Below are 25,214 nucleotides of genomic sequence, written 5' to 3'. Positions count from 1 at the left end.
GCAAGGCCAAGTACTGAACGTGTGGACGCTCGGCGTTCTAGAGTGGGGGAATGACTGAACTGCGCACGCTCTACCCGCCCATCGAGCCGTACGATCAGGGAATGCTCCCGGTCGGCGACGGCCACGAGGTCTACTGGGAAGTCTGCGGAAATCCCGACGGGAAGCCTGCCATCTTTCTGCACGGCGGCCCCGGCGGCGTGCTGTCCGCCGACTACCGCCGCTACTTCGACCCTGAGCGCTACCGCATCGTGCTGCTGCAGCAGCGCGGCAGCGGGCGCTCCACGCCGCACGTGAGCGCGCCAGACGCCGACATGTCGGCGATCACCACCTGGCACTTCGTCGCCGACATCGAGCGCCTCCGCGAGCACCTCGGCATCGACAAGTGGCTCGTGTTTGGCGGCTCCTGGGGGTCGACGCTCTCGCTCGCATACGCGCAGACGCACCCGGAGCGGGTCACGGAGCTCGTCGTGCGCGGCATCTTCACGCTGCGCAAAAGTGAGATCGACTGGTTCTATCAAGACGGCGCCTCGCACCTCTTCCCCGACGTCTGGGAGGAGTACCTCGCGGCGATCCCCGAAGGCGAGCGCGGCGACCTCGTCGCGGCCTACCGCCGGCGGCTCACCGATCCTGACCCGGCGGTCCACGTGCCTGCGGGCGTCGCCTGGACGGTCTGGGAGAACGCGACCGTGCGCCTGATCCCCGACGCCGACGTCATCGCGGAGGCACGCGCGGACGTCGCCGGCGCGGTCGCGTTCGCGCGCATCGAGAACCACTTCTTCTCGAACGGAGGGTGGTTTGAGGACGGGCAGCTCATCGCGAACGCGGGCAAGCTCGCAGGTATCCCCGGCGCGATCGTGCAGGGGCGTTACGACGTCTGTACGCCGGCGCGCACCGCGTGGGATCTGCACCGCGCGTGGCCCGAGGCCTCGATCGACATGGTGGCCGATGCGGGGCACGCTGCGAGCGAGCCTGGCATCGTCGACGCGCTCGTCCGTGCGACGGATCGCTTTGCGAAAAACCTGGAGTGAGCAGGGAATTTTCGATAAACTTGTCGCACTATGACGAGTGATCTGCAGGGCGTGCTTGACGAAGTGTACGAGGCCGTTCGGCCGGTCATGGGTGGCGGCAGCGTCGCCGACTACATCCCCCGTCTCGCGGCAGTGGACCCCGACCAGTTCGGCATCGCCGTCATGACGACAGACGGCGAGCGGTTCGCCGCCGGCGACGCCGCGGTCGACTTCTCGATCCAGAGTATCTCGAAGGTGTTCTCACTCGCGCTCGTCATGGCCGGCGACGGCGACGAGATCTGGCAGCGCGTGAATCGGGAGCCGTCCGGCGCCGCATTCAACTCGCTCGCCCAGCTCGAGTACAAGCGCGGTATCCCGCGCAACCCGTTCATGAACGCGGGCGCCCTGGTCGTCGCCGATCACCTATTGAGTCTGACGCCTGGCGAGCAGTCGCCCGTGCTCGAGTTCGTCCGCGCCGAGTCGGGCAACCCAGAGATCTCCGTTGACGCGCTGACCGCGGCGTCCGAGCTCAGCCACTCGGACAGAAACTCGTCGATCGCGCACCTGCTGCGCAGCTTCGGGAACCTCACCAACAACGTCGATGCTGTGCTCGCGCGCTACGTCGAGCAGTGCGCGATCGCGATGACCTGCGAGGATCTCGCCGCGGCCGGAGCGTTCCTCGCCCGGCGCGGGGTGCGCGCGGACGGCAGCCGGCTGTTGAGCTCAAACCAGGCCCGCCGCGTGAACGCGGTGATGCTGACCTCGGGGTTCTACGACGCGGCCGGCGAGTTCGCCTACCGGGTTGGCCTGCCCGGGAAGTCTGGCGTTGGCGGCGGGATCCTTGCGATCGTCCCCGACGTGTGCTCGATCTGCGTCTGGGGGCCCGGCCTCGACGGCTCGGGGAACTCGCTGACGGGCATGACGGCGCTCGCCGAGCTCACGGCACGCACCGACTGGTCGATCTTCTAACTCAGGGCAGCCGCGGGCCGGGTCGGCGGGATCGCGGCGAGTAGCGACCGCGTGTACTCGTGCTGGGGCGCTCCGTAGAGGGCCTCGCTCGGGCCCGCCTCAACGATCTCGCCACGGCGCATCACCATGACCTCGTGGCTCATCTCGTGCACGACGGCGAGGTCGTGCGCGATGAAGAGGTAGGCCAAGCCGAGCTCGCGCTGGAGATGCTTGAGCAGCGCCATGACATCGGCCTGGATCGAAACGTCGAGCGACGCGGTCGACTCGTCGAGGATCAGGAGTTCCGGCTCGCAGGCGAGCGCGCGCGCAATGCAGACCCGCTGCCGCTGGCCGCCAGACATCTCGTGCGGGTAGCGCGACGCGAACGATGCCGGCAGATGGACCTGTTCGAGGAGCTCCGCGACGCGTGCAGCGCGGGCGCGCTTGCCGTCGCGCAGGCCGTGCACGATGAGCGGCTCAGAGATCGCCTCGGATACTGTCGTGCGCGGGTTCAGCGCAGAGAAGGGGTCCTGGAAGACCATCGCCAGCCGTCGGCGGATCCCGCGCAGCTCGCCCCCGCGGGCGGCGAGCACGTCGGAGCCCGCGAGGGAGACGGAGCCGCTCTCGGGCGACACCTGGCCGGTGAGCGCACCGGCGATCGTCGACTTGCCGGACCCTGACTCGCCAACGAGCCCGAGCGTCGTCCCGCGGGCGATGGTGAAGCTCACGTCTCGCACCGCGTGCACCCAGGTGGTGCCAGTCTTTGACTTCACCGGGAACCTGATGTTGAGGTCGGAGACCTCGAGCACGGGTGCAGCGTCGGCTGGTGCGGGCTCGGGCGGCGGACTCGACAGTGACGGCCGGCTCGCGAGGAGCCGCTTCGTGTAATCGTGCTCGGGCCGGTCGAAGAGGTCGAGCACCGGCCGCTGTTCGACCGCGTCGCCGCGGAAGAGCACGGTGACGTCGGTCGCGACCTGCCCGATCACGCCGAGGTCGTGGCTGATCCAGACGACCGCCATGCCGCGTTCGCGCTGCATCTCCCGGACGAGGTCGATGATCTGCGCCTGCGTCGTGACGTCAAGCGCCGTCGTCGGCTCATCCGCAATGAGTAGCGACGGGTCGCAGGCGAGCGCGATCGCGATCATCACGCGCTGGCGCTGACCGCCGGAGAGCTGATGCGGGTAGGACTGCAGCTGGCGTTCAGGATCGGGAAGCCCGACGGCCTCCAGCAGCTCGATCGCCCGCGTGCGTGCCGCGCGATGGCTGAGCCTGAGGTGCGTCTCGGGGCCCTCCGTGAGCTGCCGTTCGAGCGTGAGGAGCGGATTCAGTGACGTGCTCGGGTCCTGGAAGACGAACCCGATCTCCGGGCCGTGCACGCGCCTGAGCCGCGCTTTGGGGGCGGTGACGAGGTCGTCGCCGCGGAGCAGCGACCGCCCGGTCACCCGCTGGTGCGGGAGATCGAGCAGGCGGGTCGCGCTGAGCACGCTCAGCGACTTGCCGGAGCCGGATTCACCGACGATGCCGACGGTCTGCCCGTCGTGGACGTCGAATGAGACGCCGTGCACGAGCTCGGTTCCTCCGATGGTGACGCGCAGGTCCTGCACGGAGAGGACGGGGGTGTCTGTGTGGCTCATCGGCGAGCGCTCCTTGATTCGATGACGCTGCGCTGCTTGGGGTCGAGGACGTCGCGGAGGCCGTCGCCGACGAGGTTGCAGGACAGCACGGTGAGAAAGATCGCGAGGCCCGGGAACACCGCGAGCCACCAGGCTGTACCCAGAAACGATTGCGCTTCGAAGAGCATGCGACCCCACGAGGGCTGCGGCGGCTGCACGCCGAGCCCGAGGAACGAGAGCGCGGCCTCGGAGAGGATCGCGAACGCAAGGGAGAGCGAGGTTTGCACGATGATCGGCCCCGAGATGTTCGGGAGGATGTGCTTCACGAGAATCCTGCCGGCGCCCGTCCCCATCGTCTGCGACGCGCGGACGAAGGGCTCCGAGCGCACGCTGAGCGTGCTGGCTCTGGCGACGCGGGCGAAGATCGGGACGTAGACGACACCGATAGCGATTGTCGCCGTGTTCGCGCCGGGACCGAGCACCGCGACGATCGCGAGCGCGAGGATGAGCATCGGGAACGCGAACATCACGTCAACGATTCGCATGAGCACGCCGTCGGCCCAGCCGCCCGCGTAGCCTGACACGATGCCGAGGAGCACCCCCAGCACGAGCGCGATGGCGACGCTGATGACGGCAACGCGCAGCGATACCTGCGCGGCGATCACGACGCGCGAGAACACGTCTCGCCCGAGGTCATCGGTCCCGAACCAGTGCTCGGCGCTCGGCGCCTTGAGCGCGCCGGCGATGTCGGTCTCGTTCACGCCGTAGGGCGCGAGCGCCGGCCCGAGCAGCGCAGCGGCGATCATCACGAGGAGCACGATGCTGCCTACGACGCTCACCGGGCTTCGGAGGAACAGTTGGAACGCCGATGGGCGGCTGCCATCAGCGCGTGTGGGCGCGGTCGCGAGTGCGACGGTGTCTGGAGCGGTCATGACAGTCGGATCCTCGGGTCGATGAGGGCATACAGTGCGTCGACAACGAGGTTGACGACGAGGAACGCGATGGCGATGAGCAGCACCGCCCCTTGCACGACCGGGTAATCGCGCGAGGCGACCGAGTCGTAGACGAGCCGGCCGAGTCCCGGCCACGCGAACACGACCTCGACGACGAGTACGCCGCCGAGCATCGTTGCAAGCTGAATGCCGGTGATCGTGAGGATCGGGATGAACGCGTTGCGAGCGATGTGCACGCCCGTCACGACCGCGGGCCGCAGCCCCTTCGAGCGTGCCGTGCGGACGTACGCTGCCTCGGCGACCTCAAGCACCGCACCGCGGACGTAGCGCGTCATGATCGAGCCGGCGACGAGGCCGACGGTCAGCGCGGGGGTGAACACGCGCCTGAGCCACTCGCCCGGATCCTCGCCGAACGCGACGTACCCTGACGGCGGCAGCCAGCCCAGGATCGTCGAGAACAGCGTGATGAGCAGCATGCCCATCCAGAAATCAGGGATCGAGACGCCAAACTGGCTGAACACTCGGACGATGCCGTCGCCGACGGTGCCCTCCTTCAGCGCCGAGAACGTTCCGGCTGGGATCGAGATGAGCAGCGCAATGAGCATGCCGACGCCGGCGAGCGACAATGTCGCGGGGAGCCGCTCGAGCAGGATCTCGGTGACAGGCTGGCCGTTTCGGAAGCTGACGCCGAGATCACCCGTGAGCGCGTGGCCGACGTATGCGAAGAACTGCTCGATGAGCGGGCGGTCGAGCCCTGAGGCGGCCCGCAGCGCATCGTACGATTCCTGGGTGTACCGGGTGCCGAGCGCGATCCGGACAGGGTCGCCCGGCACCAGGTGGATCAGCGTGAACACCAGCACAAGGACGCCGAGAAGCACGACGACGGTGTGAAGGAGTCGCTTCCCGAGGAAGCGCAGGGTTGCCGAGCCGGTGACGCGGCTCGTCAGCGTGGACGTCATTCGGCGAGGCTCACATCCTTGAAGCGGACGGCGCGGTCGCTGCGCACCTCGTACCCCTCAACGGCGGGCAGCCAGGCCTGCACGACCGAGGGGTTGTAGAGGTAGATGTAGCTTGCCTCCTGGGCGATGAGGGCCGCGGCCTCGTCGTAGAGCTTCTTGCGGGCGTCGACGTCGGTCTCGGTCCGTCCGGCGTCGAGCAGCTCGTCGACCTTGGGGTTGCTGTACCCCTGCGCATTGCTTGCGCCCTTCGAATGGTGCTGCGCGTAGTAGAAGTCGTCAGGATCGATGTTGCCGAGCCAGGCCATCATGAGCATGTCGAAGTTGCCGCTGTTCTGCTCGTCGAGCCAGGTGGCGAAATCGGGCTGCCGGATCGAGACATCGATCCCGAGCGGCGCGAGGTTGTCGGCGATCACCTGCGCGGCGGTGACGGTCTCCGGGTAGTCCGAGGAGGCGAGCAGATCCAGCGTGAGCGTCGAACCATCGACTCCTGCCTCAGCGAGCAGCTTCTTGGACTCGTCGATATCGGTGCTGAACTCGTCGAACTCGGTGTACCAGGCGCTCTGCTCGGGGATCGCGAGCTGGTTCGTCGTGGCGGTCCCGTAGCTCGTGACCTGGGCGATCGCCTCCCGGTCGATGGCGTAGGCGATGGCCTGGCGCACGCGAACGTCACCGTATGGCTCGTGCCCTTCGTTCAGCGCGAGGTACCAGTAGTCCGTGCTCGGTTCGACGCCGATCTCGAGGGCGGAGTCGCCGCTCAGCTGCTCGATCTGCTGGGCGGGAATCGAGTCGGTCCAGTCGATCTCCCCGCTCTTCAGCGCGGCGATCGCAGTGTTGCCTTCGGACAGGAAGGAAAAGTTCACGCCGCCGACCTTGGGCGCGCCAGCCCAGTAGTCCGGGTTCGCGGCAAGCTTGATGCTGTCGCCCTGGGTGTAGCTCGTGAGGGAGAAGGGGCCCGTGCCGATTGGCTTGGTGGTGATGTCGCCGCTCTCGACGTTCTCGCGCTGCACAATCGCCATGCCCTTGAACCCGCCGAGGCTCGACAGTAGGTTCGGGGTGGGCTGCGCGACCGAGATGACGACGGTCGTGTCGTCTGGCGTCTCGATCCCGGTGATCGCGCTGAGCCGCCAGGCGTTGGCAAGCTCGTCGTCGATGATCCGGTTCAGCGAGTATGCGACGTCCGCGGAGGTAAACGGCGAGCCGTCGTGGAACGTCACGCCTTCGCGCAGATGGAATGTCCAGGTGAGCTGGTCGTCGCTCAGATCCCAGCTCTCCGCGAGTGCCGGCTGCATTTCGAGGTTCTCGTCGGGCTGCACGAGCGTGTCAAAGACGTTCTCGAGCACCTCAAATGAGAAGTAGGCGGTGGTCTTGTGCGGGTCGAGCTGATCCGGCTCGCCAGCGATTGCCGCCGTCAGCACGGCGCCGGAGGCGCCGCCGGTGCCGCCGCCATCGAGGTCGACGGCGGTGCCGGTCGAACAGCCGGCGAGAACGAGGGCGCCCAGCAGGGCGACTCCTGGGAGTAGTGTGCGTGACTTCATCGGCACTGATCCTCTGCGTGAGTGGGCGGAATTATCATTTTTATGATGGAATCATCATTATTGCGATAGTCAACATCGAAAACGGGCTCGCGTCAACCCGAGGAAGCAGCGACATGACATTTACCATCCTGGCGAGCGACCCAACGAGGGGTCTACTCGCCGCGGCTACGGCGAGCCGCTCGCTCGCCGTCGGCGCGGGCGTGCCGGCCCTGCGGGTCGGCGTCGGGGCCGCAGCAAGTCAGGCCTACACGAACCGATCCCTGCGCGGGCTGCTGCTCGACGCTGTCGCCTCGGGGGCGTCGCCGGCAACTGCTATCGCGCGCATCCCCGACTGGGATTCCGGCGCAGCGTGGCGGCAGGCCGCGGTCGTGACGGCGGACGGCGCCGTCTCAGCGCACACTGGCGATGCCTGCACCGCGTGGGCGGGAAGCGAGACTGGTGAGGGGTTCGTCGTGCTCGGCAATCTCCTGCCCGGCCGGGGGGTGCTCGCCGCCATGGTCGCTGCATTCGAGGGCGCACCCGACGATGACGGCGTGGCTGGCGAACGGGCCCTCGCTGGCTTCTCGCGCCGCGTGCTCGCGGCGCTCGCCGCAGGCGACGCTGCAGGCGGAGACCTTCGCGGCAGGCAGTCGGCTGCGCTGCTCGTCGGGGTCGCCCCCACCGCGGTCGATCCGGCGGATGTCGACCCGCTTCCGAGCGACCCAACCACGCCGCTGGGCGTGACGGCGGCCGGGGACGCGCCTCTCGCGATCGATCTGCGCGCCGACGACCACGCGCGACCGATCGACGAACTCGCGAGGCTGCTCGATCTTGCCCTTGACGAACGGCGGGCGGCTGAGCGATGAGCCGCCCGTCAGGGTTACTGCTCGAACGGGGTCACTGCCCCGAGCACGACGCACGGCTCCGTCGTCGTGTTCGCCCACCAGTGCGGGACCGAGCACGGATAGGTCATGGCGTCGCCCGGCTCAAGCACAACTCGGCGCTCGCCGTGCACGACGGTGAGCGTGCCGGACTCGACGACGACGCACTCGGTCCCCAGATGCCGGAACGCCTTGCCCTCGTTCGTGAAGCCAGGCGGCAGCGTGCTGCGAATCACCTGCAGCGACGACCTCCGGCCGGGCGTGAGCAGCTCACGCACGACGAGCTGGCTTTCGGGCTCGCTCTCAAGGACCGGAAGCAGCGTGCGCTCGTCGGCGCGCACGACAAGGTCGTCGCGGTCGGCGCCGCCCTCCAGGAACCGCGAGATCGGGATCCCGAGCGCCTCGGCGAGCCGCTTCAGCGCGAGGAACGACGGATTGCCAAGCCCGCGTTCAAGCTGGCTGATCAGCCCGAAGCTGACACCCGAGCGCTGGCTCAACGCATTCAGGCTCAATCCCTGTCGCTGGCGCTCGTCGCGCAGCTCGCGACCCAGCGCAGCGACCTCGGCGTTCGGGGCGTCTCGTTCCTTGCTCACCCCCACAGACTAATCTCCCAGCCCAGCGGCGCCCACACCGGGGCCGCAGAAAGGCGACCGGACCATGAGCCCCCAGCAGCGACTCGGAGCGATCTCAGACGCTCGGCAGCCCACGGCCATTGACGCTCTCGCCGAGCGGTGGCTCGACACCGAGGTCACGCTCGACCCGGTGCTCGGCACCAAGCTTGGGCGAGCCGCATCGGCGACGACTTTCGGCGACTACTCGCCGGACGGCGCGGCCCAGGCGGCCGCTGAAGCTCGTGCGGTGCGTGCGGACCTGGAGTGCGCGGCCCCCGCGGACGAGACCGACGAGGTCACGGTGCGCGAACTGCGCGATCGTCTCGACATTCACGTTACCCGCGTCGAGGCGGGCCTCGCGCTGCGGGACCTGACGGTGCTTGAAACGCCCGCGCAACTCATACGCCAGGCGTTCGATCTGATGCCGCGAGAGACTGAGGATGACTGGGAAGCGATTGCCAGGCGCCTCGCGGCGGTTCCCGCGGCGCTGTCGGGGTATGTGCAGTCCCTGGAACGTGGCGCCGCGCGCGGCAACGGGCCCGCCCGGCGGCAGGTGCTCGCGGTCGCCGCGCAGGCAGATCGGTTCGCGGCCGAGTACTTCCCGCGACTCGGTGAGGCCGCCAGCGACGCGGCCCAGACCTGGCCTTCGCCCGGCCGCGCGCTGGTGGCCGAGCTGGGCGAGGGAGCCGCTGGCGCTGCAGACGCCTACGCATCGTTCGCCCGTTACCTGCGTGAGCAGCTCGCGCCGACGGCCAACGCTGCCGACGCAGTTGGTCGAGACCACTACGCACTTGCCGCCCGTGACTTCCTCGGCACCGACATCGACGCCGACGAGACTTACGAGTGGGCGCTCGCCGAGATCGACAGCATTGCCGCCGAGCAGCGGTCGGTGGCCGAAGCAATCGCGCCGGGAGCGTCGCCCGCGGAGGCGATCGCCCTGCTCGACCGGGATCCCCGAAACATCATCCACGGGGAGGACGCCCTCCAGCGGTGGCTGCAGGAGCGGAGCGACGAGGCCATTGACGCGCTCGACGGGACGGTGTTCGCGATCCCGGGAGAACTCCGCAGGCTCGACTGCCGCATCGCACCGACAAGGGAGGGTGGGATCTACTACACGGCGCCCAGCGACGACTTCGCCAGGCCCGGCAGCATGTGGTGGACCGTTCCTTCCGGCGTGACCGAGTTTCGAACCTGGCGAGAGCTCACCACGGTGTACCACGAGGGAGTGCCCGGCCATCACCTGCAGCTCGGCGGGGCGGTCGCTCGCCGCGGCACATTGAACGCCTGGCGGCGCACCCGGGCGGGATCGTCCGGACACCTCGAAGGTTGGGCACTCTACGCCGAGCGCCTCATGGTCGAGCTCGGATTCCTCGAGGATCCCGGAGCCCGCCTTGGCATGCTCGACGCGCAGCGGATGCGAGCAGCACGCGTGGTCGTCGACATCGGCCTGCACCTCGGCAAGCGCGCCCCCGACGGCGGCGTGTGGACGGCGGAGCGGGTCTCTGACTTCATGGCGCGCAACGTGACGATGCGCCCCGAAGCGCTCCAATTCGAGGTGCTGCGGTACCTCGGCTGGCCGGGCCAGGCGAGCTCCTACAAGGTGGGCGAGCGGCAGTGGCTTGAGCTTCGGTCGGCAGCGGAACGGGAGCCCGGATTCACGCTCGCATCGTTCCACGATCGTGCGCTCGCGCTCGGCACGCTCGGGCTCGACACCCTGCGGTGGGCGATGGGCCGCTGACGGGATACTATTCGAGCATGACATTCAACGAGAACGTTCGCATCGACACGAGTCAGGTGCAGAAGCGCAGCGGCGGTGGGCGCCGAACAGGCTTGGCCGTTGGCGGCGGCGGCATCGGGCTGATGCTCGTGCTGTTTCTCGGCTCGCAGCTCCTCGGTGTCGATCTCACGGGCTTCGCGCCGGCGCTGAGCTCCGGCGGTGGCAGCGCCTCATCGAGCGAGGAAATCGTCGCGGTCGAGAACTGCAAGACGGGCGCCGACGCGAACGCGAATGTCGAGTGCCGCATGACTGCGACGAGCGACTCGCTCAACCGCTACTGGAACACCCAGGTCGGCAACTACCGCGGCCCGCAGCCCGTCGCCCTCTTCAGCGGCCAGACCCAGTCGCAGTGCGGCACCGCGTCGGCAGCGACCGGCCCGTTCTACTGCCCGCCGGAGGAGCGGATTTACGTCGACACCGCGTTCTTCAACACGCTGCGCTCGGACTACGGTGCGTCGGGCGGTCCGCTCGCCGAGATGTACGTGCTCGCGCACGAGTGGGGCCACCACATCTCGAACATCACCGGCTCGCTGAACCAGGCTGGGCGTGAGTCGGGTGCGACCTCGGGCTCGGTGCGGCTCGAGCTCCAGGCCGACTGCTTCGCTGGCGCGTGGGTCGGCGCCGCCCAGACCGTGACCGACGACAGCGGCGTGCCGTTCCTGAAGCCTGTCACGCAGTCTGAGATCAACGATGCGCTGAGCGCCGCGGCCGCAGTCGGTGACGACCACATCATGCAGTCCTCGGGCATGCGCGTCGACCCCGAGCGCTTCACCCACGGCACGTCCGAGCAGCGCCAGCGCTGGTTCATGACCGGCTACGAGCAGGGACCGACCTCGTGCGGCACGTTCGAGGTGCCCGCGAGCCAGCTCTAGCGCCGCGCCTCTCCGGCCAGCACGAGCCGGCTCATCGCCGTGCGCAGCGCCGTCACCGTCACCTGGACGGAGCGGCGGTGGAGGGTCTCCGGGCGCGTGAGCAGGTCGATCGCGCGGGTCGCGTTGACGCCCCGCAACGGGCGGAGTTCGAGCCCGGCGAGGGCCGAACCGACGGTGTAGCGTGGCACCATCCCGATCGCGTCCCCGGTCGCGACGATCGACGCAACAGAGCCGTAGTCGTTGATCCGATGGACCACCTTGACCGAGCGATCGGCGACCGCAGCGATGGCGCCGAGCAGGTCGTCGGGGGAGTACCCGGCCCGGCTCGTCACCCACGCCTCACCGGCGACGTCGGACGGGGTGAGGTGATCCTTGTCCGTGAGCGGGTGGCCAGCAGGGAGAGCGACGTCGAGCGGCTCCTGCGCGAGCGGGATGACGCGCAGCCCCGCCTCGGGCCACGGTGGGCTGTGCTCGAGCCTGTGAGCGATGACGAGATCGTAGCTCGCGGTGAGGAGCGGAAACTCCTCCTGCGCGACGTCCTCGTCGGACAGCCGGAGATCCGGTGCCGCTTCGACGCTCCGCAACTCGCCGAGTAGCCCGCCGAAGATGGCCTGCGAGGCGCTGTGGAACCCACTGACAGTGACGATGCCCGCGGGCTCCTGTTCGAATGCCTCGACCGCGCCCGCTGCCGCCGCCATCGCCTCGATGACGCCGGTGCCGGCCCGGGCGAGCGCGTGGCCAGCTTCGGTGAGCACGAGCGTGCGCCCGGCTCTACGGGTGAGCGGCGCACGGAAGCCGCGTTGCAGCGCGGTCAGCTGCTGCGAGACCGCGGAGGGCGTCACGCGCAAACTGTCGGCGACTGCGGTCACGCTGCCAAGCGTGCCGAGCTCGCGCAGAATCTCGAGCTGGTAGATCTCCATGCGGCCCCTTTCTTTAGCTCTAGCTTAATGAAAACTAAAGAAAGATCATCTTGTTCTGAAGTGTGATCCGTGGCGAAATGGCTCTATGCGAGCACTCACGAAACCTGAGGCGGGGCCGGGCCTCGTCCTCACCGACGTCCCCGATCCCGAATGCGGCCCCGATGACGTCGTCATCCGCGTCCTCCGCACGGGGATCTGCGGCACCGATCTACACATCCTGGAATGGGACGCGTGGGCGGCGAATAACATCGACGCCCCGCTGATCCCCGGCCACGAGTTCTACGGCGAGGTCGTCGAGATCGGCTCGGGCGTGTGCGACGTGCGCGTCGGCGACCGCGTCTCGGGGGAGGGCCACATCGTCTGCGGCACCTGCCGCAACTGCCGGGCGGGCCGCCGCCAGATGTGCATCCGCACGAAGGGGCTCGGGCTCCACCGCGACGGCGCGTTCGCCGAATACCTGTCGCTGCCCGCGAGCAACGTCTGGGTGCACTCCGACACGATCTCGCCCGAACTCGGTGCGATCTTTGACCCGCTCGGGAACGCGGTGCACACGGCGCTCGCCTTCCCGCTCGTCGGCGAAGACGTGCTCGTGAGCGGCTGCGGCCCGATCGGCCTCATGTCCGTCGCGGTCGCCCGTCACGTCGGCGCGCGCTACGTCGTCGCGACCGACATTAGCGACGCCCGACTCGAACTCGCACGCGGCCTGGGCGCTCACGCGACGGTCAACGTGGCGAGTGAATCGATCCAAGACGCGCAGACGCAGCTGGGCATGCGCGAGGGCTTCGACATCGGATTCGAGATGAGCGGCGCGAGCCCCGCGCTGCCGGGCATGCTCGAGAACATGAACCACGGCGGCAGGATCGCGATGCTCGGACTGCCGACAGCGGAGTTCGCGGTTGACTGGGCCAAGGTCGTGACCCACATGATCACGCTGAAGGGCATCTACGGGCGCGAGATGTTCGAGACCTGGAACGCGATGGCGGCCATGCTCGAGACGAGCGAGCAGCTGCGCGAGCGCATCACGTCGGTGATCGCCGACACCATCCCCGCGCGCGACTGGGAACGTGGCTTCGCTGCCGCGCGCTCGGCGACGACCGGAAAAATCATCCTCGACTGGACGGAACTGTAATGTACGGAGCATTCAAAGCACACCTGACCACGGAGCTCGCGGAGATCGAGGGCGCCGGACTGTTCAAGCGCGAGCGCGGTATCGCGGGCCCGCAGGGCCCCGAGATCACCGTCGGCGACGCGCAGGTGCTGAACTTCTGCGCGAACAACTACCTTGGCCTCGCCGACCACCCGGCGATCGTCGCCGCGGCGCACACCGCGCTCGACGAGTGGGGGTACGGCCTCGCGAGCGTGCGGTTCATCTGTGGCACGCAGGATCAGCACCTCGAACTCGAGTCGCGGCTCTCGAGCTTCCTCGGGACGGAGGAGACGATCCTCTTTGCCTCGTGCTTCGACGCGAACGGCGGCGTCTTCGAGACGCTCTTTGGGGCGGAGGACGCGATCATCTCGGACGCGCTCAACCACGCGTCGCTCATCGACGGCATCAGGCTGTCGAAGGCCCGCCGCTACCGGTACGCGAACTGCGACATGGAAGAGCTTGAGGCCCGCCTGCAGGAGGCCGCAGATGCCCGGTTCCGGGTGATCGTGACCGATGGCGTGTTCTCGATGGACGGCTTCGTCGCCCCGCTCGAGGCGATCTGCGACCTGGCGGACAAGTACGATGCGCTCGTGCTCGTCGACGACTCGCACGCGGTCGGCTTCATGGGGGAGACCGGCGCCGGCACCCCCGAGCTCTGCGGTGTCGCGGACCGCGTCGACATCCTCACGGGCACGCTGGGCAAGGCTCTCGGCGGGGCCTCCGGCGGCTACGTGTCGGGTCACGGCGAGATCGTGCAGCTGCTCCGCCAGCGCGCGCGCCCGTACCTCTTCTCGAACACTCTCGCCCCGGCGATCGTCGCGGGCTCGCTCGCCGCGCTCGACCTCGTCGAGGGTGCCGGCGACGCGCGGGTGCGGCTGCAGCAGAACGCTGAACTGTTCCGGTCGCTGATGACGGAGGCGGGCTTCGAGCTGCTCCCAGGCAACCACCCGATCGTGCCGGTGATGTTCGGCGATGCCGCCGTGACCGCCCAGGTCGCGGCCGAGCTGCAGCGCCGCGGCGTGTTCGTGACGGCGTTCAGCTTTCCCGTCGTCCCGCGCGGCGAGGCGCGAATTCGCGTGCAGCTGTCTGCGGCCCACACCGAGGAGCAGATTCGCGCCTGCGTGACGGCGTTCGTTGAGGCAACCCGCGAGGTGCAGCCGGCGTAGGGGTCTGCCCGCCCCCTGAACCCGGCCGGGACATCCAGCTTTGTCTACGTTTTGACGTAGTTCGGGCCCCGGAACTACGTCAAAACGTAGAGAAAGTTTTCGGGGCGGGCGGCGGTGCGGGCGGGGCGGGGCTGGCGGGGCTGGGGCTGGCCCGGGCTGGCGGTGCTGGCGGGTCTCAGGGGTGCAGGAGTGCCTCCGCGAGTCCTCGCGCCCGCAGCACCCATGCGTCGGTACCTTCGAGCCCCGACTTCGCCATCGAACCCTCGAGCAGCAGCGACAGGTGGGCCGCGAGCGCCTCGGGGGCCTCGACGATCTCGGCGAGCTGCGCTCTGAGCAGCCCCTCCACCTCGTCCTTGTGCGCCCGCACCGCCGCCCGTCCAGGGTGCCCGACGGGGAGCTCGGCGGCCGCGTTGAGCAGGCCGCAGCCCCGCCAACCATCGCGGTACTCTGCATTTGCGTGGTCGGCGTAGGCGTCAAACACGGCGAGCACGCGTGCGGTCGGGGTCTCCGCATTTGCGAGGCGGTCCTCGAAGAGGGCGAGCCACTCGCGGTGGCGCTCCTCGAGGTAGGCGGCGACCAGCGCGTCCTTCGAATCGAAGTTGTTGTACAGGCTCTTCTTCGCGACGCCCGCGGTCGCAATGATCGTGTCGATGCCCGTTCCCGTCACGCCCTGGGCGTAGAACTCTTCAGCCGCCGCTTGCAGCAGCCGATCGCGGGCAGGCTTGCGCTTCGTGACGGCGGAGGCTGCGGAAGCCGCAGAGGCTGCGGAAGCCACGGAGGCGGCGGATGCCGCAGGCGCGGATGCGGTGTTCACGGGGCCCTCCCTAGGGTGAGACGCTACCCCAAGTGTAGCAAGGTAGACCGATCTGTCTACTATGCTGGGGTGATGTCATCCGCTTCACCTGTGCGCCCTGGGTTCGGCGTCCTCCTCGTCCTCCTCGCGTCCCTCCTGTGGGGTACAACGGGCACTGCCGCGACGTTCGCGCCCGAGGTCGGCCCGCTCGCGATCGGTGCGGTGGCGCTCGGCATCGGCGGGCTGCTGCAGGCCGTGGTCGCTGGACGCGGGCTCGTGCGGGCGCTGCCGAACCTGCGGGCGAGGTGGGGTCTCGTGCTATTCGGCGGCCTTGGCGTATTCGCTTACCCGCTCGCGTTCTATAGCAGCATGCACACCGCGGGGGTCACGATCGGAACGGTCGTCTCACTCGGGTCTGCCCCGGTGTTCGCAGCGCTGCTCGACTGGGCGATCGACCGCAAGCGTCCCTCCCGAAGGTGGCTTCTTGCGGCCGCCCTGGGGCTCGCCGGAATGGCGGTGCTCAGCCTCTTTGGCGGGCACGCGGCGACGGGCGGCACCGGGCAGGTCGGCCTCGGTGTCGGCCTTGGTCTCGTCGCGGGCGTCAGCTACGCCGGGTATGCCTGGGCGGCCCACCGGCTCATCGGGCCCGGCGTGGATTCGCGCGTCGCGATGGGGGCCGTGTTCGGCCTCGGCGGACTCCTGCTCATGCCCGTGCTCATCGCTACGGGCGGCCCGCTGCTGAGCTCGTGGCGGACGTTCGGTGTCGGCGCGTACATGGCGCTCGTGCCGATGTTCCTCGGCTACGTGCTATTCGGGCTCGCGCTGCGCCACGTCGACGCGACCACGGCGACCGTGCTGACGCTATCGGAGCCCGTCATCGCCGCCGGGTTCGCGGCACTGATCGTCGGGGAGCGCCTCGCTGGCGGTGGGATCGTTGGCGTCTGCCTCATTGGGGCAAGCCTCGTCCTGTTCGCCCTGCCGTCGGGGAGGGCGAAGCCCTAGAGCGCCGGCGGCAGACGCAACAGCGCCAGACCCAGCCGCGGCAGCGCGACGAGCCGCGCTACTTTCGCTTGGCCTTGCGACGGGCGGCCTTTTCGCGCTCACGCTTCTCGGTCGCGGCCTGCAGCTGGGCGCCGCGGGAGTTTGGCTTGAGCTTTGCCTTGGCCTTCGCGGGCTGCGCCTGCCGATTCCCGGTCTTCCCAGCCTTCGCCGCCTTCTCAGCCTTGGAGGGGCGCCCACTCGCAGACCCGCCCGACGCGTCATCGGCCGAGGCCCGCGACGACCGGGCGGTGCGGCCGCGCATGACGCCCGCGAGGTGCTGCATATCGGGAGCGTCGCGCTCGACCCGCCAGCTCGCCCAGACGGTGCCGCCTGCGATCGGTTCCGCGAGGCGGATTGCGATGTGCGAATGCTTGTCGATGATGTGGCGTGCGAGCGGGGCCGGCATGAGGATCCCGCCGAGGCCGGTCGCCACGATCGCGAGCGCGGCGTGAATGTCCGAGGGCATCCAGGCGGGGTCCGCCCAGGGCTCAGCGGCCGGCCAGTCGGGGGCGTGGTCGGGATGGTCGAGGATCCGCACGTCGGCGAGGTCCGCGAGAGACACGCTCTCGATCCCCTTCAGCTCGTGGCCCTTGGGGAGGACGAGCGCGAGCGCCTCGTCGTACAGCCGGAGCGCGTGGTGGGTCCGGGGTCCCTCGCTCGCGGAGCCCACGGGCGCGCTGCCCGGTGCGGTCCGCTCGAGCGTCATGTCGAACTCGTCGGCGCCCTCGGGGCGACCGTAGGGTTCCGGGAACGGCACGATCGTGAGCGGGCGCTCGGGCGAGATCGCGTTCCACCGCCGCTCCCACTTCGAGGGGGCCACGCCGCGGGTGAACCCGAGCAGGATCTTCGCCGGGCCCGTGGTCTGGTCGTCTGCTGGTGACTCGTTCACAGCTGTACCTCCGCGTAGATTTCGTGGGTGTAGGGCAGCCGGGCGGCTGAAAGCGCGATGCGGTAGTCGTCGGGTGACACGACCGACCGAAGTGGAGTGCCCTCCTCGCGGTAGCGCGGGAGTGCATCGCGCGCGTGCCCCTGGGGTGGCAGCCCGCTCGCCGGGACGACACGCCACCAGGTGACCGCATGGCCGAACAGCGCCATCACGCGACCGACCGCGCGGGGCGCGTTCGACCCCACGGCGAGCGCGACGTCGCCGTACGTCATGACGCGGCCCGCTGGGATCTCCCCAACGACCGCGAGCAAGGCTTCGGTGAATTCGGCGTCTGGCACGGAGACAAGCCTACGCCCGCCGGGCGGTCGTAGCTCCCGGCAGTGTGGGACCGCTAGATGTTCGAGACCCCGAGGAGCATGCCGATCGTGTAGGTCGCGGTGACCGCGATGCCGCCGAAGAGGAGCTGGCGGGCGGCGCCGGCAAGCCAGTTGCGCTTCGTTGTCGTCGCCGCGAGCGCGCCGGCGAGTAGCAGGCCGGCGCCACCGAATGCGAGCCCGACCCAGAGGTTCCCGAAGCCGAAGACGAACGGGATGATCGGGATGAACGCGCCCACGCCGAACGACAGGAGCGACGAGAACGCGGCGACCCACGGCGAGGGGCGGTCGTCGAGGCTGAGTCCGAGCTCGTGGGCGAGGTGGACGCGCACTGCGCTCTCGCTGTTGGCGTGCACCTGCGACGCGGCGATCTCAGCGGTCTCCCGCTCCATGCCGAGTTTCGAGAACAGGACGGAGAGCTCCGCCTGCTCGCCGACAGGGTTGCGCGTGTGCGCTTCGCGTTCGGTTATGACCTCCGCGTCGAGCTGCTCGTTGGCGGTGCGGACTGAGGTGTACTCGCCGAGTGCCATCGAGATCGCGCCGGCAATGAGGCCCGAGATGCCGGTGATGGCGACGATGGTGTTCGAGGCGCCGGCCGCGGCGATGCCCGCGATGAGACCGATGTTGGAGACGAGCCCGTCCATCGCGCCAAAGACGGTGGCGCGCAGCCAGCCCGAGGAAACATCGGCGTGGCGATGGTCGTAGTCGTGCGGGCGGGAGATGTCGTTCGATTCGGCGGGAAAATTCACGCTGACCTCTCTGAATAAAACAGCCGCCGCGTGACGGTGGCCCGCGGCGCAAAGTGCAACGTTAACAGGGATTTTGCGTGAGGGAATAGCCCGTTCTCGACCTCGGCGACCCGGTGACTGTGAGTTCGGTGGAACGAACTTCTGAGCGCGGCATGGCGGCTCGCTACAGCACCGAGATCGAGGTCGCCTGCCACCTGCCTCGGATCACCTCAAAGCGCATGGCGACGGCGCGCGCCCTGCTCGGCGTGAGGAGTACGACCGCGGCCTCGGTAACCCACCTTGCGGGGCTCGTGATTCGGACACGCCCCACGACCGGCACGATCCGGCGACTGTCGCGGTACAGCGACCTACGCTCGACATTCAGCCGACGAATCTCACGGAGTTCGTCGCTGACGTCGGCAGTGATCCATCTGCCGAGCTGGGCGACCTGGCGCGACCCCTCCACCGCCTCGAACGCGAAGACTGCGATCGCGCCGATGACCCGCGCCTCAAGGCGGGGCAGCTTGCCGATCTGGGGGAGGTCAGCCGGCGACGCCGCGGTGGGGGAGTCATCGTCGAGCGCTCGGCGTCCGCGTTGAGGGAACATGCGGGCGGCGTGCTCGGGCGGCTGACGGGACAGCGGCATGCTCATGGTGAGGACTCCCTGACTCGGGCGAAACGACCCGCAGCCCCCACCGCGGCTGAACTTTGGAACCTTACGGTACGGGCGGCGCGTACGCGGCGGTCAAGGGCAAGCTGTGATGCGGTGCTTTAGTTCTCGACGATCGCCTGCCGGGTGACGCTCGAAGTGAGGCGAGCGCGACGGTGGGAAACAGGGTCGAGTGCCCTAGGCTTAGACCGTGGCAACCCTTCGAAACCTTGCAACGAAGTACTCGGATCTCACGGAAGAGGAGCTCGAGTGGCTTGAGCTGCTCGCGCTCGATCTCCCACTGCTCGCGGATGTCGCGCTCAGCGACATCGTGCTGTGGGTCCCATCCGAAAATGGCGACTACTTGGCCGTCGCGCATAGCCGACCTGCCGGATACATCACGCTGTTCTACCGCGACGTCATCGGCGACTTCCTGCGGCCCGAGTGGCGTGAGGTCGTCGAACAGGCGCTCGAGACCGGCAAGCCCGCGGCATCGACGTCGCCCGCGTGGTACGAAGAGAACCCGATGAAGCTGACCGCGTACTCGATCAGCCGCCGCGACAGCCAGGGCAAGGTCTTCGGGCCGTTTGCCGTCGCGACCGTGCACACGAGCGCCCACGACACGCAGCACGCGTCACGTATCGCGGCCGCGTTCAGGGAGGTGGCGAATGACCTCCTTGGGATGATCCAGACCGGCGCATTCCCGAACCCCGGCGGCGTTGGCGGCCAGCAGGGCGCGCCGCGCGCGACCGACGGGCTCGTGCGTGTCAACCTTGAGGGCATCGCGACGTTTGTGAGCCCGAACACGCAAACGACGTTCACGATGCTTGGGTACCGCGACGAGATCGAGGATCAGAACTTCTCCGAGGTGCTGTCCGAGGTACTCAAAGGACAGTTCGACACGAACGAGTCGCTGCCGCTCATCAGCCAGGGCAAGGTCGCGAAGCGTACGGAGATCTTCGCGCGCGGCCTGTCGGTCGCGATGCGGTCGATCCCGGTGTTCCGCGACGGCGAGCGGATCGGCGGCGTCGTGCTCACCCGCGACGTGAGCGAGCTCAGGCAGCAGGCTCAGGAACTCATCACCAAGGACGCGACGATCCGCGAGATTCACCACCGCGTGAAGAACAACCTGCAGACCGTGGCGTCGCTGCTCCGGGTGCAGGCGCGGCGCGCGCGAAGCGAGGAAGCGAAGCAGGTGCTGGGCCAGGCGATGCGGCGCGTCGCTGCGATCGCCGTGGTGCACGACACCCTCTCGACGGGGCTCGCGCAGATCGTCGACTTCGACGTGGTGTTCGAGCGTGTGCTTGGACTCGCGGCCGAGGTCGCGAGTTTGCACGGCACGACGGTGCATCCGCGCAAGGAAGGCGAGTTCGGCGAGCTTCCGTCTGAGTACGCGACCCCGCTCGCGCTCGCGCTGACGGAGATCGTGACGAACGCCGTCGAGCACGGGCTCGCTGGCCGCGAGGGCGAGGTGTTCATCCGCGCCGAGCGGACCCCGGAGCGGCTCGCCGTCGAGGTCATCGACACGGGAACCGGGCTGCCAGGCGGCACCGTCGGCGATGGGCTTGGCACGCAGATCGTGCGCACGCTCATCGAGGGCGAACTGGGCGGCACGATCCAGTGGGGCGCCGATGTCGCCGGCGGGACGCGAGTGGCCATCGACATCCCGCTGCACTGGCTCGCAGCGCAGACCCGACCGATTCCGAAGGTCGAGCGCTAACGAGCCAGCGCGCGGGCCACGCGTTAGCTCTTGTCGCGTGACGTGCGCACAAGCACCGCGACGCCGACAACGAGCAGCAGGGCTCCAAGCCCCAGGATCGTGGTGATGAGCCAGGCCGTCAGATCGATCGATCCGCCGGCAGCTCGCACCGCGACGTAGGCGCAGAATACGAGGATGAGCGCACCCCACACGATGGGGCTCGTGCGCGGTCGTGGCTTCCGTTGCGATGCGGGAGGCGCCGTCGCCGGTGCGGCCGCAGGCTGCGGCGGCACGGGTGACGTGGGCTGCCCGGAGAGGTGCGGCGGGACGTACCCGGCGCCCGGCGTAAACTGGCCCGTCGCCGAGACCGGCGGCGTTGGAGGAACTGGCGGCACCGGGGGAAGCGACGATGCCGGTGACGGCGCTGGCGACGCCGTGGTCGTGGGTGGCTGCTCCGCTCCCGGGGTCGCGGGCGGCTGCTCCGCAGCGGACGTGGGCGCTGGTGGCTGCTCCGCAGCGGACGCGGTGCCGCCGGTGAGGCTCGCGTCGCCGGTGAGGCTCACGTCGCCGGTGAGGCTCGCGTCGCCCGACGTGGGCTCGGGCACTGGATGTGTCTCGGTGCTCATCGTGCGAGCTCCTTCTCTAGCTTTGCGATCTCGTCGCGGGTGAAGTCAAGCGTATTCTCCAGCCGCTCCTGGCGCACCTCGCTCAGCCGGGGATCATCGAGCTCGGCGCGCAGCTCGCTCTCCTCCTCGCGGAGATCGGTGAGTTCCTCGCGCAGGTCCGCACGGTTGGCCGCTGAGCTGTCGGCGTCCCCGACGGCGACGCGGTCGGAACGGCGATTCGAGGCGGGGGCCTCCTCGACGCGCGCGCTGCCGGCGAGCAGGTAGACGGTCACCCGTGTCGCTTCGTCATCGCCGTCCACGCTGGTGTCGATCGTGCGCGAGAGGAACGGTCCAGCGGCGGACGAGGAGCCGGTGCTGAGCTCCGACGCGTCGAGCGAGCCCGCGAGCAGCCTGACGGTGAGGCGCACCGGCTCGTGCTCGGGCAGCGTGATCACCGAGCGGCCGGCGAGCTGCCAGACCTCCATGTCGCCGACACCGCCGGCGCCGTCGAGCGTGGTGAGATCGACGTCAGTGGTTCCGGCGATGAGTACGGAGCCCGGCGTGTCTGCCGTCACCAGGGCGGTGCCGAACGGCTGGAAACGCGAACCGTCGGGGATAATCGACGTGAAGAGCAGCGCGATGACCCCGCAGGCGGCAAGGAAGCCGACCCACCCGGTGTGGCGGCCGCGAATGCCCGCAACGATGAGCGAGATCGCGAGGACGCCGGTGGCGCCAAGGAGCGCGGCGGTCAGGATCAGGTTCGAGCCCAGCTGCATGTCGAACGCGATGAACGCGGCGCCGCCCGCTGCGAGCAGCGCGAGGGCGAGCGTGATGACGACATGGGCAGCCCCCAGCTTCATGAGATCGTGCTGCTCCGCGTAGCGTGCGCTCCACTCGTCGGCCTGACGGCCAACATCCTCGCTCCACTTGACGGCCTTCTCGCTCGCGCGCTCGGCCCCGTCGGTGATGCGCTGCGTCCAATCTGGCGACGGCTCGGGCTGGGGGAGCTGCGTCGTCTGCGTCGCGTCCTGCTGGGGCGCCGCGCTAGCGAAGGTCCCGTCTGCCGGCGCTCCGGCCGCCGGGGCGGCGAACGCGATGGGAGCGGGTGCGCCCGATGCCGGCATCGCCGGTGCGCTGGTCGCTGCCCCAGTGGGCGTGCCGGCCGGCGGCTGGGGGCCGTGCGGGGGCTGGGGCTGCGCCTCGTCGCGAACTCGCCGGCCACGCTCGAGGAACAGCCTGCTGACGAGGAACGCCGCGGCTGCGATGACCGCGATCCATACGAGGACCGAGACCGTGGTTACCAGCCAGTGGGGGAGCCCGAACGCGTTCCACAGATTCCAGCCACCGATGGTGGTGAACCCGAGAACCCTAAAGAAGACGGGGAGAACGACGAATACACCGACCGCGACGGTTGCTACGACTGCCGCGGTCCCCGCTCGCCCCCGGAAGACCTCCTCAAGGTGAATCTTGCCGCCCTGGTCGGGGAGCAACAGCCAGCCCGCGAGGTAGAGCACGATGCCGGGGCCGCCGAGCACGGCCAGCACGATGAAGATGCCGCGGACGATGATGGGATCGATCCCAGCGCGCATCGCGATGCCGCCCGCGACGCCGGCAAACCACCGGTCGCCGCCCCGGCCAATGCCGAGCCCGCGGATCCATGCGAAGAAGCCGGCGCCGAATGGCGCGTTCTGGGGTGAGCCGCCCGGGGCGGCGCCGTTGGGAGGGGGTGTCTGGTTCATACTTCGAGTTTCCCTCGGCCAGTCGCACTGCGGCTATGGGGGTTCACCCTGAGCCCACCCTGGTTTGTGCCCCTGAGGGAGTCATCCGGCGGCCCTGAGTGCTTTGATAGGTGCATGGCAAGTACGAACCCACCCCCGCGGCTGCTGACGCGCTCGCCGTCGGAGCGGCTGCTCGCGGGCGTCTGTGGCGGCCTTGCTGAGCATTTGAAGGTGCCCGTGGTCGCCGTGCGCATCGGGATGTTGCTGGCCGTGCTCGCCGGCGGCGCCGGTGGGATTCTGTACCTCTGGCTGTGGGCCACCGTCCCGCTTGCGGAGCCTGACGCTAGGGTCGCCCCCATGCGCAGCGCACTCACCCGCGGGACGCCGTGGACGGGTGGGGCTGGGTTCGCGCACGAGACCTCGACGAGGTCGCAGCCGCAGCCGAAGCACCACGGGGAGCGGGCACGGTCCGTGCCGACACCCATCCAGTCTGACGTTGCGCCGCAGGATGGAGCCGCCACGGTGCCCCAGGGTGCCGCACCGGACGCGCGCCAGACGGAGCCGCGGCCGCCAGCCGCTGCCGGGCCCGCCCCTGCGCGGCAGCGCACACGCTGGCCGGTCGCGGAGCTGCTGTTCGGCGCCTGCCTGCTCGTCGTTGGCGTGCTGCTCGTCGTCCAGCAGTTCGGGATCGAACTGCGGTTGTCGATCATCCTGCCGGGACTCGCCGTGCTGGTTGGCGTCGGTCTCACCTGGTGGCAGATCGCGGACCGCAACCGGCCGGAGACGAACGCGGTGCCGCGGGTGCTCGGCGCGCTCTCGCTCGTCGCGGTTGGGGTGCTCATGTTCTTCGTGACGGCCGAGAACCCGAGCGTGTGGACGGTGATCGCCGCCGCGCTCGCCGCACTTGCCGGTGTCGCGCTTGCGATCGCCCCGTGGCTGTTGCGTTTGAACCGGGAACTCATCGCCGAGCGGGCGGGGCGCGAGCGGGAGGCGGAGCGATCGGAGATCGCCGCGCACCTGCACGACTCGGTGCTGCAGACGCTCGCGCTCATCCAGCAACGATCGGCGCCGGGCAGCGAAGTCGCGCGCATCGCCCGCGGGCAGGAGCGCGAGCTGCGTGAGTGGCTGTTCCGGGCAGCGGACGGCGGGATGACGGCACCCAAGGAAACCGCGCTCGAGGAGCTCCGCGCCCACGCGGCGGCGCTCGAGGACGCGCATGCGGTGCGATTCGAGATCGTCGGCGTCGGCGCGGAGGTCGTAGTGCCGGAGCCGATCGTCGCCGCGGCGCGCGAGGCGATGCTGAATGCCGCGCAGCATGCGGGCGGTGACGTGACAGTCTACGCCGAGGTGAGCCCCATGCGAATCTCGATCGACGTCACTGACCGAGGACCCGGGCTTGATCCTGATCGCCTGCCCGAGGGGCGCATGGGAGTGCGCGATTCCATCGTTGGGCGAATGGCGCGCGCTGGCGGGACTGCGAAGATTGTTCCCGGGCCGGGCGGCAGCGGCACGTCGGTGCGCCTTGAGATGCCGCGCGAACAGAAAACGGATGCTGCGGGCGACGCAGGGACAGGAGTTGCCTCGTGAGTGAGACGACGAACGGTGCGAACGCGATCACGGTCGTGATCGTGGATGACCACCAGATCTTCCGCACCGGGCTCCGGGCCGAGCTTGGCCCCGAGATCGAGGTGGTGGGCGAGGCCGCGACGGTCGACGAGGCCGTCGCCCTCATCCCTGACCTCGCGCCGGACGTGGTGTTGCTCGATGTGCACCTTCCCGGCGGTGCGGGCGGGGGCGGGGCGGAGGTGCTGCAGCGTCTCGCAGGGGTCAGCGCAAACACCAGATTCCTCGCGCTGAGCGTCTCGGACGCCGCAGACGACGTGGTGAGCGTCATCAGGGCTGGCGCGCGCGGCTACCTCACGAAGACGGCCTCAGGGGCCGAGGTGACGGCCGCCGCGCTTCGCGTGCGAGGCGGCGACGCGGTCTTCTCGCCACGCCTCGCGGGCTTCGTGCTCGACGCATTCGGCACCGGCCTCGGCGAGACGGCGGCCGCTGACGACGAGCTCGACAGGCTCACCGCTCGCGAGCAGGAGGTCATGCGCATGATCGCGCGCGGCTATGCCTACAAGGAGGTCGCCGCGGAGCTGTTTCTCTCCGTGAAGACTGTCGAGACGCACGTGTCGAGCGTGCTGCGGAAGCTGCAGCTCTCGAACAGACACGAGCTCACCGCGTGGGCGCTGTCGAAGCGGCTGCTCTAGCACGTCGGAGCTGCCGGGGCTCCCGGCGCCGGCGGAGCGGCCCTGCCGGAGGAGTTGTGGCGCAAATCGCACTCAGGCTACAGTCGATACCGAGC

24 protein-coding genes are annotated in these 25,214 nt (G+C 69.2%); 11 read left to right on the top strand and 13 right to left on the bottom strand.

Features of this window, described 5'->3' with window-relative positions; genetic code table 11:
- The first annotated feature begins 50 nt into the window (after window positions 1–50).
- Window positions 51–1,028 carry a prolyl aminopeptidase gene (pip, locus tag BJ960_RS13050; RefSeq protein WP_202229118.1) on the top strand — a complete coding sequence of 326 codons (978 nt, stop codon included), beginning with the start codon at window positions 51–53 and terminating at the stop codon, window positions 1,026–1,028.
- 30 nt (window positions 1,029–1,058) lie between these two features.
- On the top strand, window positions 1,059–1,976 hold the full coding sequence (locus BJ960_RS13045) for a glutaminase (RefSeq protein WP_185987604.1): 918 nt from the start codon (window positions 1,059–1,061) through the stop codon (window positions 1,974–1,976).
- Here BJ960_RS13045 and BJ960_RS13040 read toward each other — a convergent pair.
- The 4 genes from BJ960_RS13040 to BJ960_RS13025 are packed head-to-tail and all read right to left on the bottom strand — an operon-like array spanning window position 1,973 to window position 7,015.
- Window positions 1,973–3,589 carry a dipeptide ABC transporter ATP-binding protein gene (locus tag BJ960_RS13040; RefSeq protein WP_185987603.1) on the bottom strand — a complete coding sequence of 539 codons (1,617 nt, stop codon included), beginning with the start codon at window positions 3,587–3,589 and terminating at the stop codon, window positions 1,973–1,975. The genes BJ960_RS13045 and BJ960_RS13040 overlap by 4 nt on opposite strands.
- Window positions 3,586–4,500, bottom strand: a complete 915-nt coding sequence (locus BJ960_RS13035; RefSeq protein ID WP_183075379.1) for an ABC transporter permease — start codon at window positions 4,498–4,500, stop codon at window positions 3,586–3,588. Before BJ960_RS13035 ends, BJ960_RS13040 begins: the two co-directional genes overlap by 4 nt.
- Window positions 4,497–5,480: an ABC transporter permease gene (locus BJ960_RS13030; RefSeq protein ID WP_121078076.1), complete on the bottom strand. Its 984-nt coding sequence runs from the start codon at window positions 5,478–5,480 to the stop codon at window positions 4,497–4,499. The genes BJ960_RS13035 and BJ960_RS13030 overlap by 4 nt, the downstream gene beginning before the upstream one ends.
- Window positions 5,477–7,015, bottom strand: a complete 1,539-nt coding sequence (locus BJ960_RS13025) for an ABC transporter substrate-binding protein (protein WP_185987602.1) — start codon at window positions 7,013–7,015, stop codon at window positions 5,477–5,479. The genes BJ960_RS13030 and BJ960_RS13025 overlap by 4 nt, the downstream gene beginning before the upstream one ends.
- Window positions 7,016–7,128: 113 nt before the next feature.
- On the opposite strand from BJ960_RS13025, the gene BJ960_RS13020 reads away from it, so the two are divergent.
- The gene (locus BJ960_RS13020) at window positions 7,129–7,860 is read left to right on the top strand and encodes a DUF1028 domain-containing protein (protein ID WP_185987601.1); all 732 of its coding nucleotides are present in this window, start codon (window positions 7,129–7,131) and stop codon (window positions 7,858–7,860) included.
- Window positions 7,861–7,874: 14 nt separating this feature from the next.
- Here the strand turns inward: BJ960_RS13020 and BJ960_RS13015 are convergent, their stop codons facing one another.
- Window positions 7,875–8,468: a helix-turn-helix domain-containing protein gene (locus BJ960_RS13015; RefSeq protein WP_185987600.1), complete on the bottom strand. Its 594-nt coding sequence runs from the start codon at window positions 8,466–8,468 to the stop codon at window positions 7,875–7,877.
- Between the two features lie 64 nt (window positions 8,469–8,532).
- On the opposite strand from BJ960_RS13015, the gene BJ960_RS13010 reads away from it, so the two are divergent.
- On the top strand, window positions 8,533–10,224 hold the full coding sequence (locus tag BJ960_RS13010) for a DUF885 domain-containing protein (protein WP_185987599.1): 1,692 nt from the start codon (window positions 8,533–8,535) through the stop codon (window positions 10,222–10,224).
- Between the two features lie 17 nt (window positions 10,225–10,241).
- Window positions 10,242–11,135, top strand: a complete 894-nt coding sequence (gene ypfJ, locus BJ960_RS13005) for a KPN_02809 family neutral zinc metallopeptidase (protein ID WP_185987598.1) — start codon at window positions 10,242–10,244, stop codon at window positions 11,133–11,135.
- Here the strand turns inward: ypfJ and BJ960_RS13000 are convergent.
- Window positions 11,132–12,055 carry a LysR family transcriptional regulator gene (locus tag BJ960_RS13000; RefSeq protein ID WP_185987597.1) on the bottom strand — a complete coding sequence of 308 codons (924 nt, stop codon included), beginning with the start codon at window positions 12,053–12,055 and terminating at the stop codon, window positions 11,132–11,134. The two genes, ypfJ and BJ960_RS13000, sit on opposite strands and share 4 nt — an antisense overlap.
- An 85-nt stretch (window positions 12,056–12,140) precedes the next feature.
- Between BJ960_RS13000 and tdh the strand changes: the two genes are divergently transcribed.
- Both tdh and BJ960_RS12990 read left to right on the top strand, forming a co-directional pair.
- Window positions 12,141–13,184, top strand: coding sequence for an L-threonine 3-dehydrogenase (gene tdh / locus BJ960_RS12995; protein WP_185987596.1), 1,044 nt, complete (start codon window positions 12,141–12,143; stop codon window positions 13,182–13,184).
- Window positions 13,184–14,368, top strand: a complete 1,185-nt coding sequence (locus tag BJ960_RS12990) for a glycine C-acetyltransferase (RefSeq protein WP_121078061.1) — start codon at window positions 13,184–13,186, stop codon at window positions 14,366–14,368. The genes tdh and BJ960_RS12990 overlap by 1 nt, the downstream gene beginning before the upstream one ends.
- A gap of 175 nt (window positions 14,369–14,543) precedes the next feature.
- Here the strand turns inward: BJ960_RS12990 and BJ960_RS12985 are convergent, their stop codons facing one another.
- Window positions 14,544–15,143, bottom strand: a complete 600-nt coding sequence (locus tag BJ960_RS12985) for a TetR/AcrR family transcriptional regulator (protein WP_185988297.1) — start codon at window positions 15,141–15,143, stop codon at window positions 14,544–14,546.
- Window positions 15,144–15,254: 111 nt separating this feature from the next.
- On the opposite strand from BJ960_RS12985, the gene BJ960_RS12980 reads away from it, so the two are divergent.
- Window positions 15,255–16,163 (top strand): DMT family transporter, encoded by a 909-nt coding sequence (locus BJ960_RS12980; protein ID WP_185987595.1) that lies wholly within the window; start codon window positions 15,255–15,257, stop codon window positions 16,161–16,163.
- A gap of 58 nt (window positions 16,164–16,221) precedes the next feature.
- Here BJ960_RS12980 and BJ960_RS12975 read toward each other — a convergent pair whose 3' ends face one another.
- The 4 genes from BJ960_RS12975 to BJ960_RS12960 form a co-directional block, all read right to left on the bottom strand.
- Window positions 16,222–17,091 carry a substrate-binding domain-containing protein gene (locus BJ960_RS12975; RefSeq protein WP_185987594.1) on the bottom strand — a complete coding sequence of 290 codons (870 nt, stop codon included), beginning with the start codon at window positions 17,089–17,091 and terminating at the stop codon, window positions 16,222–16,224.
- Entirely contained in the window at window positions 17,088–17,426 is a 339-nt protein-coding gene (locus BJ960_RS17040) for an MGMT family protein (RefSeq protein WP_185987593.1), read from the bottom strand. Before BJ960_RS17040 ends, BJ960_RS12975 begins: the two co-directional genes overlap by 4 nt.
- 53 nt (window positions 17,427–17,479) lie before the next feature.
- Window positions 17,480–18,211 carry a VIT1/CCC1 transporter family protein gene (locus BJ960_RS12965; RefSeq protein ID WP_307814568.1) on the bottom strand — a complete coding sequence of 244 codons (732 nt, stop codon included), beginning with the start codon at window positions 18,209–18,211 and terminating at the stop codon, window positions 17,480–17,482.
- Between the two features lie 163 nt (window positions 18,212–18,374).
- The gene (locus tag BJ960_RS12960) at window positions 18,375–18,842 is read right to left on the bottom strand and encodes an Rv3235 family protein (RefSeq protein ID WP_185987592.1); all 468 of its coding nucleotides are present in this window, start codon (window positions 18,840–18,842) and stop codon (window positions 18,375–18,377) included.
- A gap of 208 nt (window positions 18,843–19,050) precedes the next feature.
- On the opposite strand from BJ960_RS12960, the gene BJ960_RS12955 reads away from it, so the two are divergent.
- Window positions 19,051–20,559 carry a sensor histidine kinase gene (locus BJ960_RS12955; protein ID WP_121078049.1) on the top strand — a complete coding sequence of 503 codons (1,509 nt, stop codon included), beginning with the start codon at window positions 19,051–19,053 and terminating at the stop codon, window positions 20,557–20,559.
- Between the two features lie 23 nt (window positions 20,560–20,582).
- Here the strand turns inward: BJ960_RS12955 and BJ960_RS12950 are convergent, their stop codons facing one another.
- Complete coding sequence (locus BJ960_RS12950) at window positions 20,583–21,164, bottom strand: hypothetical protein (RefSeq protein ID WP_185987591.1); 582 nt, start codon at window positions 21,162–21,164, stop codon at window positions 20,583–20,585.
- Entirely contained in the window at window positions 21,161–22,882 is a 1,722-nt protein-coding gene (locus BJ960_RS12945) for a PspC domain-containing protein (protein WP_185987590.1), read from the bottom strand. The genes BJ960_RS12950 and BJ960_RS12945 overlap by 4 nt, the downstream gene beginning before the upstream one ends.
- Before the next feature lie 114 nt (window positions 22,883–22,996).
- Between BJ960_RS12945 and BJ960_RS12940 the strand changes: the two genes are divergently transcribed.
- Together BJ960_RS12940 and BJ960_RS12935 are read left to right on the top strand one after the other, a co-directional pair.
- Window positions 22,997–24,448, top strand: a complete 1,452-nt coding sequence (locus BJ960_RS12940) for an ATP-binding protein (RefSeq protein ID WP_185987589.1) — start codon at window positions 22,997–22,999, stop codon at window positions 24,446–24,448.
- Entirely contained in the window at window positions 24,445–25,119 is a 675-nt protein-coding gene (locus tag BJ960_RS12935) for a response regulator (protein ID WP_183075378.1), read from the top strand. Before BJ960_RS12940 ends, BJ960_RS12935 begins: the two co-directional genes overlap by 4 nt.
- The last annotated feature ends 95 nt before the right edge of the window (window positions 25,120–25,214 follow it).

This window comes from Leucobacter aridicollis, from assembly GCF_013409595.1.
Lineage (GTDB): Bacteria > Actinomycetota > Actinomycetes > Actinomycetales > Microbacteriaceae > Leucobacter > Leucobacter aridicollis.
This window is presented reverse-complemented; position numbering and strand designations above follow the sequence as displayed.

Coding starts and splice junctions, on each gene's coding strand:
- pip (WP_202229118.1), top strand. CDS start 51: ATGACTGAACTGCGCACGCTCTACCCGCCCATCGAGCCGTACGATCAG.
- BJ960_RS13045 (WP_185987604.1), top strand. CDS start 1,059: ATGACGAGTGATCTGCAGGGCGTGCTTGACGAAGTGTACGAGGCCGTT.
- BJ960_RS13040 (WP_185987603.1), bottom strand. CDS start 3,589: ATGAGCCACACAGACACCCCCGTCCTCTCCGTGCAGGACCTGCGCGTC.
- BJ960_RS13035 (WP_183075379.1), bottom strand. CDS start 4,500: ATGACCGCTCCAGACACCGTCGCACTCGCGACCGCGCCCACACGCGCT.
- BJ960_RS13030 (WP_121078076.1), bottom strand. CDS start 5,480: ATGACGTCCACGCTGACGAGCCGCGTCACCGGCTCGGCAACCCTGCGC.
- BJ960_RS13025 (WP_185987602.1), bottom strand. CDS start 7,015: ATGAAGTCACGCACACTACTCCCAGGAGTCGCCCTGCTGGGCGCCCTC.
- BJ960_RS13020 (WP_185987601.1), top strand. CDS start 7,129: ATGACATTTACCATCCTGGCGAGCGACCCAACGAGGGGTCTACTCGCC.
- BJ960_RS13010 (WP_185987599.1), top strand. CDS start 8,533: ATGAGCCCCCAGCAGCGACTCGGAGCGATCTCAGACGCTCGGCAGCCC.
- ypfJ (WP_185987598.1), top strand. CDS start 10,242: ATGACATTCAACGAGAACGTTCGCATCGACACGAGTCAGGTGCAGAAG.
- BJ960_RS13000 (WP_185987597.1), bottom strand. CDS start 12,055: ATGGAGATCTACCAGCTCGAGATTCTGCGCGAGCTCGGCACGCTTGGC.
- tdh (WP_185987596.1), top strand. CDS start 12,141: ATGCGAGCACTCACGAAACCTGAGGCGGGGCCGGGCCTCGTCCTCACC.
- BJ960_RS12990 (WP_121078061.1), top strand. CDS start 13,184: ATGTACGGAGCATTCAAAGCACACCTGACCACGGAGCTCGCGGAGATC.
- BJ960_RS12980 (WP_185987595.1), top strand. CDS start 15,255: ATGTCATCCGCTTCACCTGTGCGCCCTGGGTTCGGCGTCCTCCTCGTC.
- BJ960_RS12960 (WP_185987592.1), bottom strand. CDS start 18,842: ATGAGCATGCCGCTGTCCCGTCAGCCGCCCGAGCACGCCGCCCGCATG.
- BJ960_RS12950 (WP_185987591.1), bottom strand. CDS start 21,164: ATGAGCACCGAGACACATCCAGTGCCCGAGCCCACGTCGGGCGACGCG.
- BJ960_RS12945 (WP_185987590.1), bottom strand. CDS start 22,882: ATGAACCAGACACCCCCTCCCAACGGCGCCGCCCCGGGCGGCTCACCC.
- BJ960_RS12940 (WP_185987589.1), top strand. CDS start 22,997: ATGGCAAGTACGAACCCACCCCCGCGGCTGCTGACGCGCTCGCCGTCG.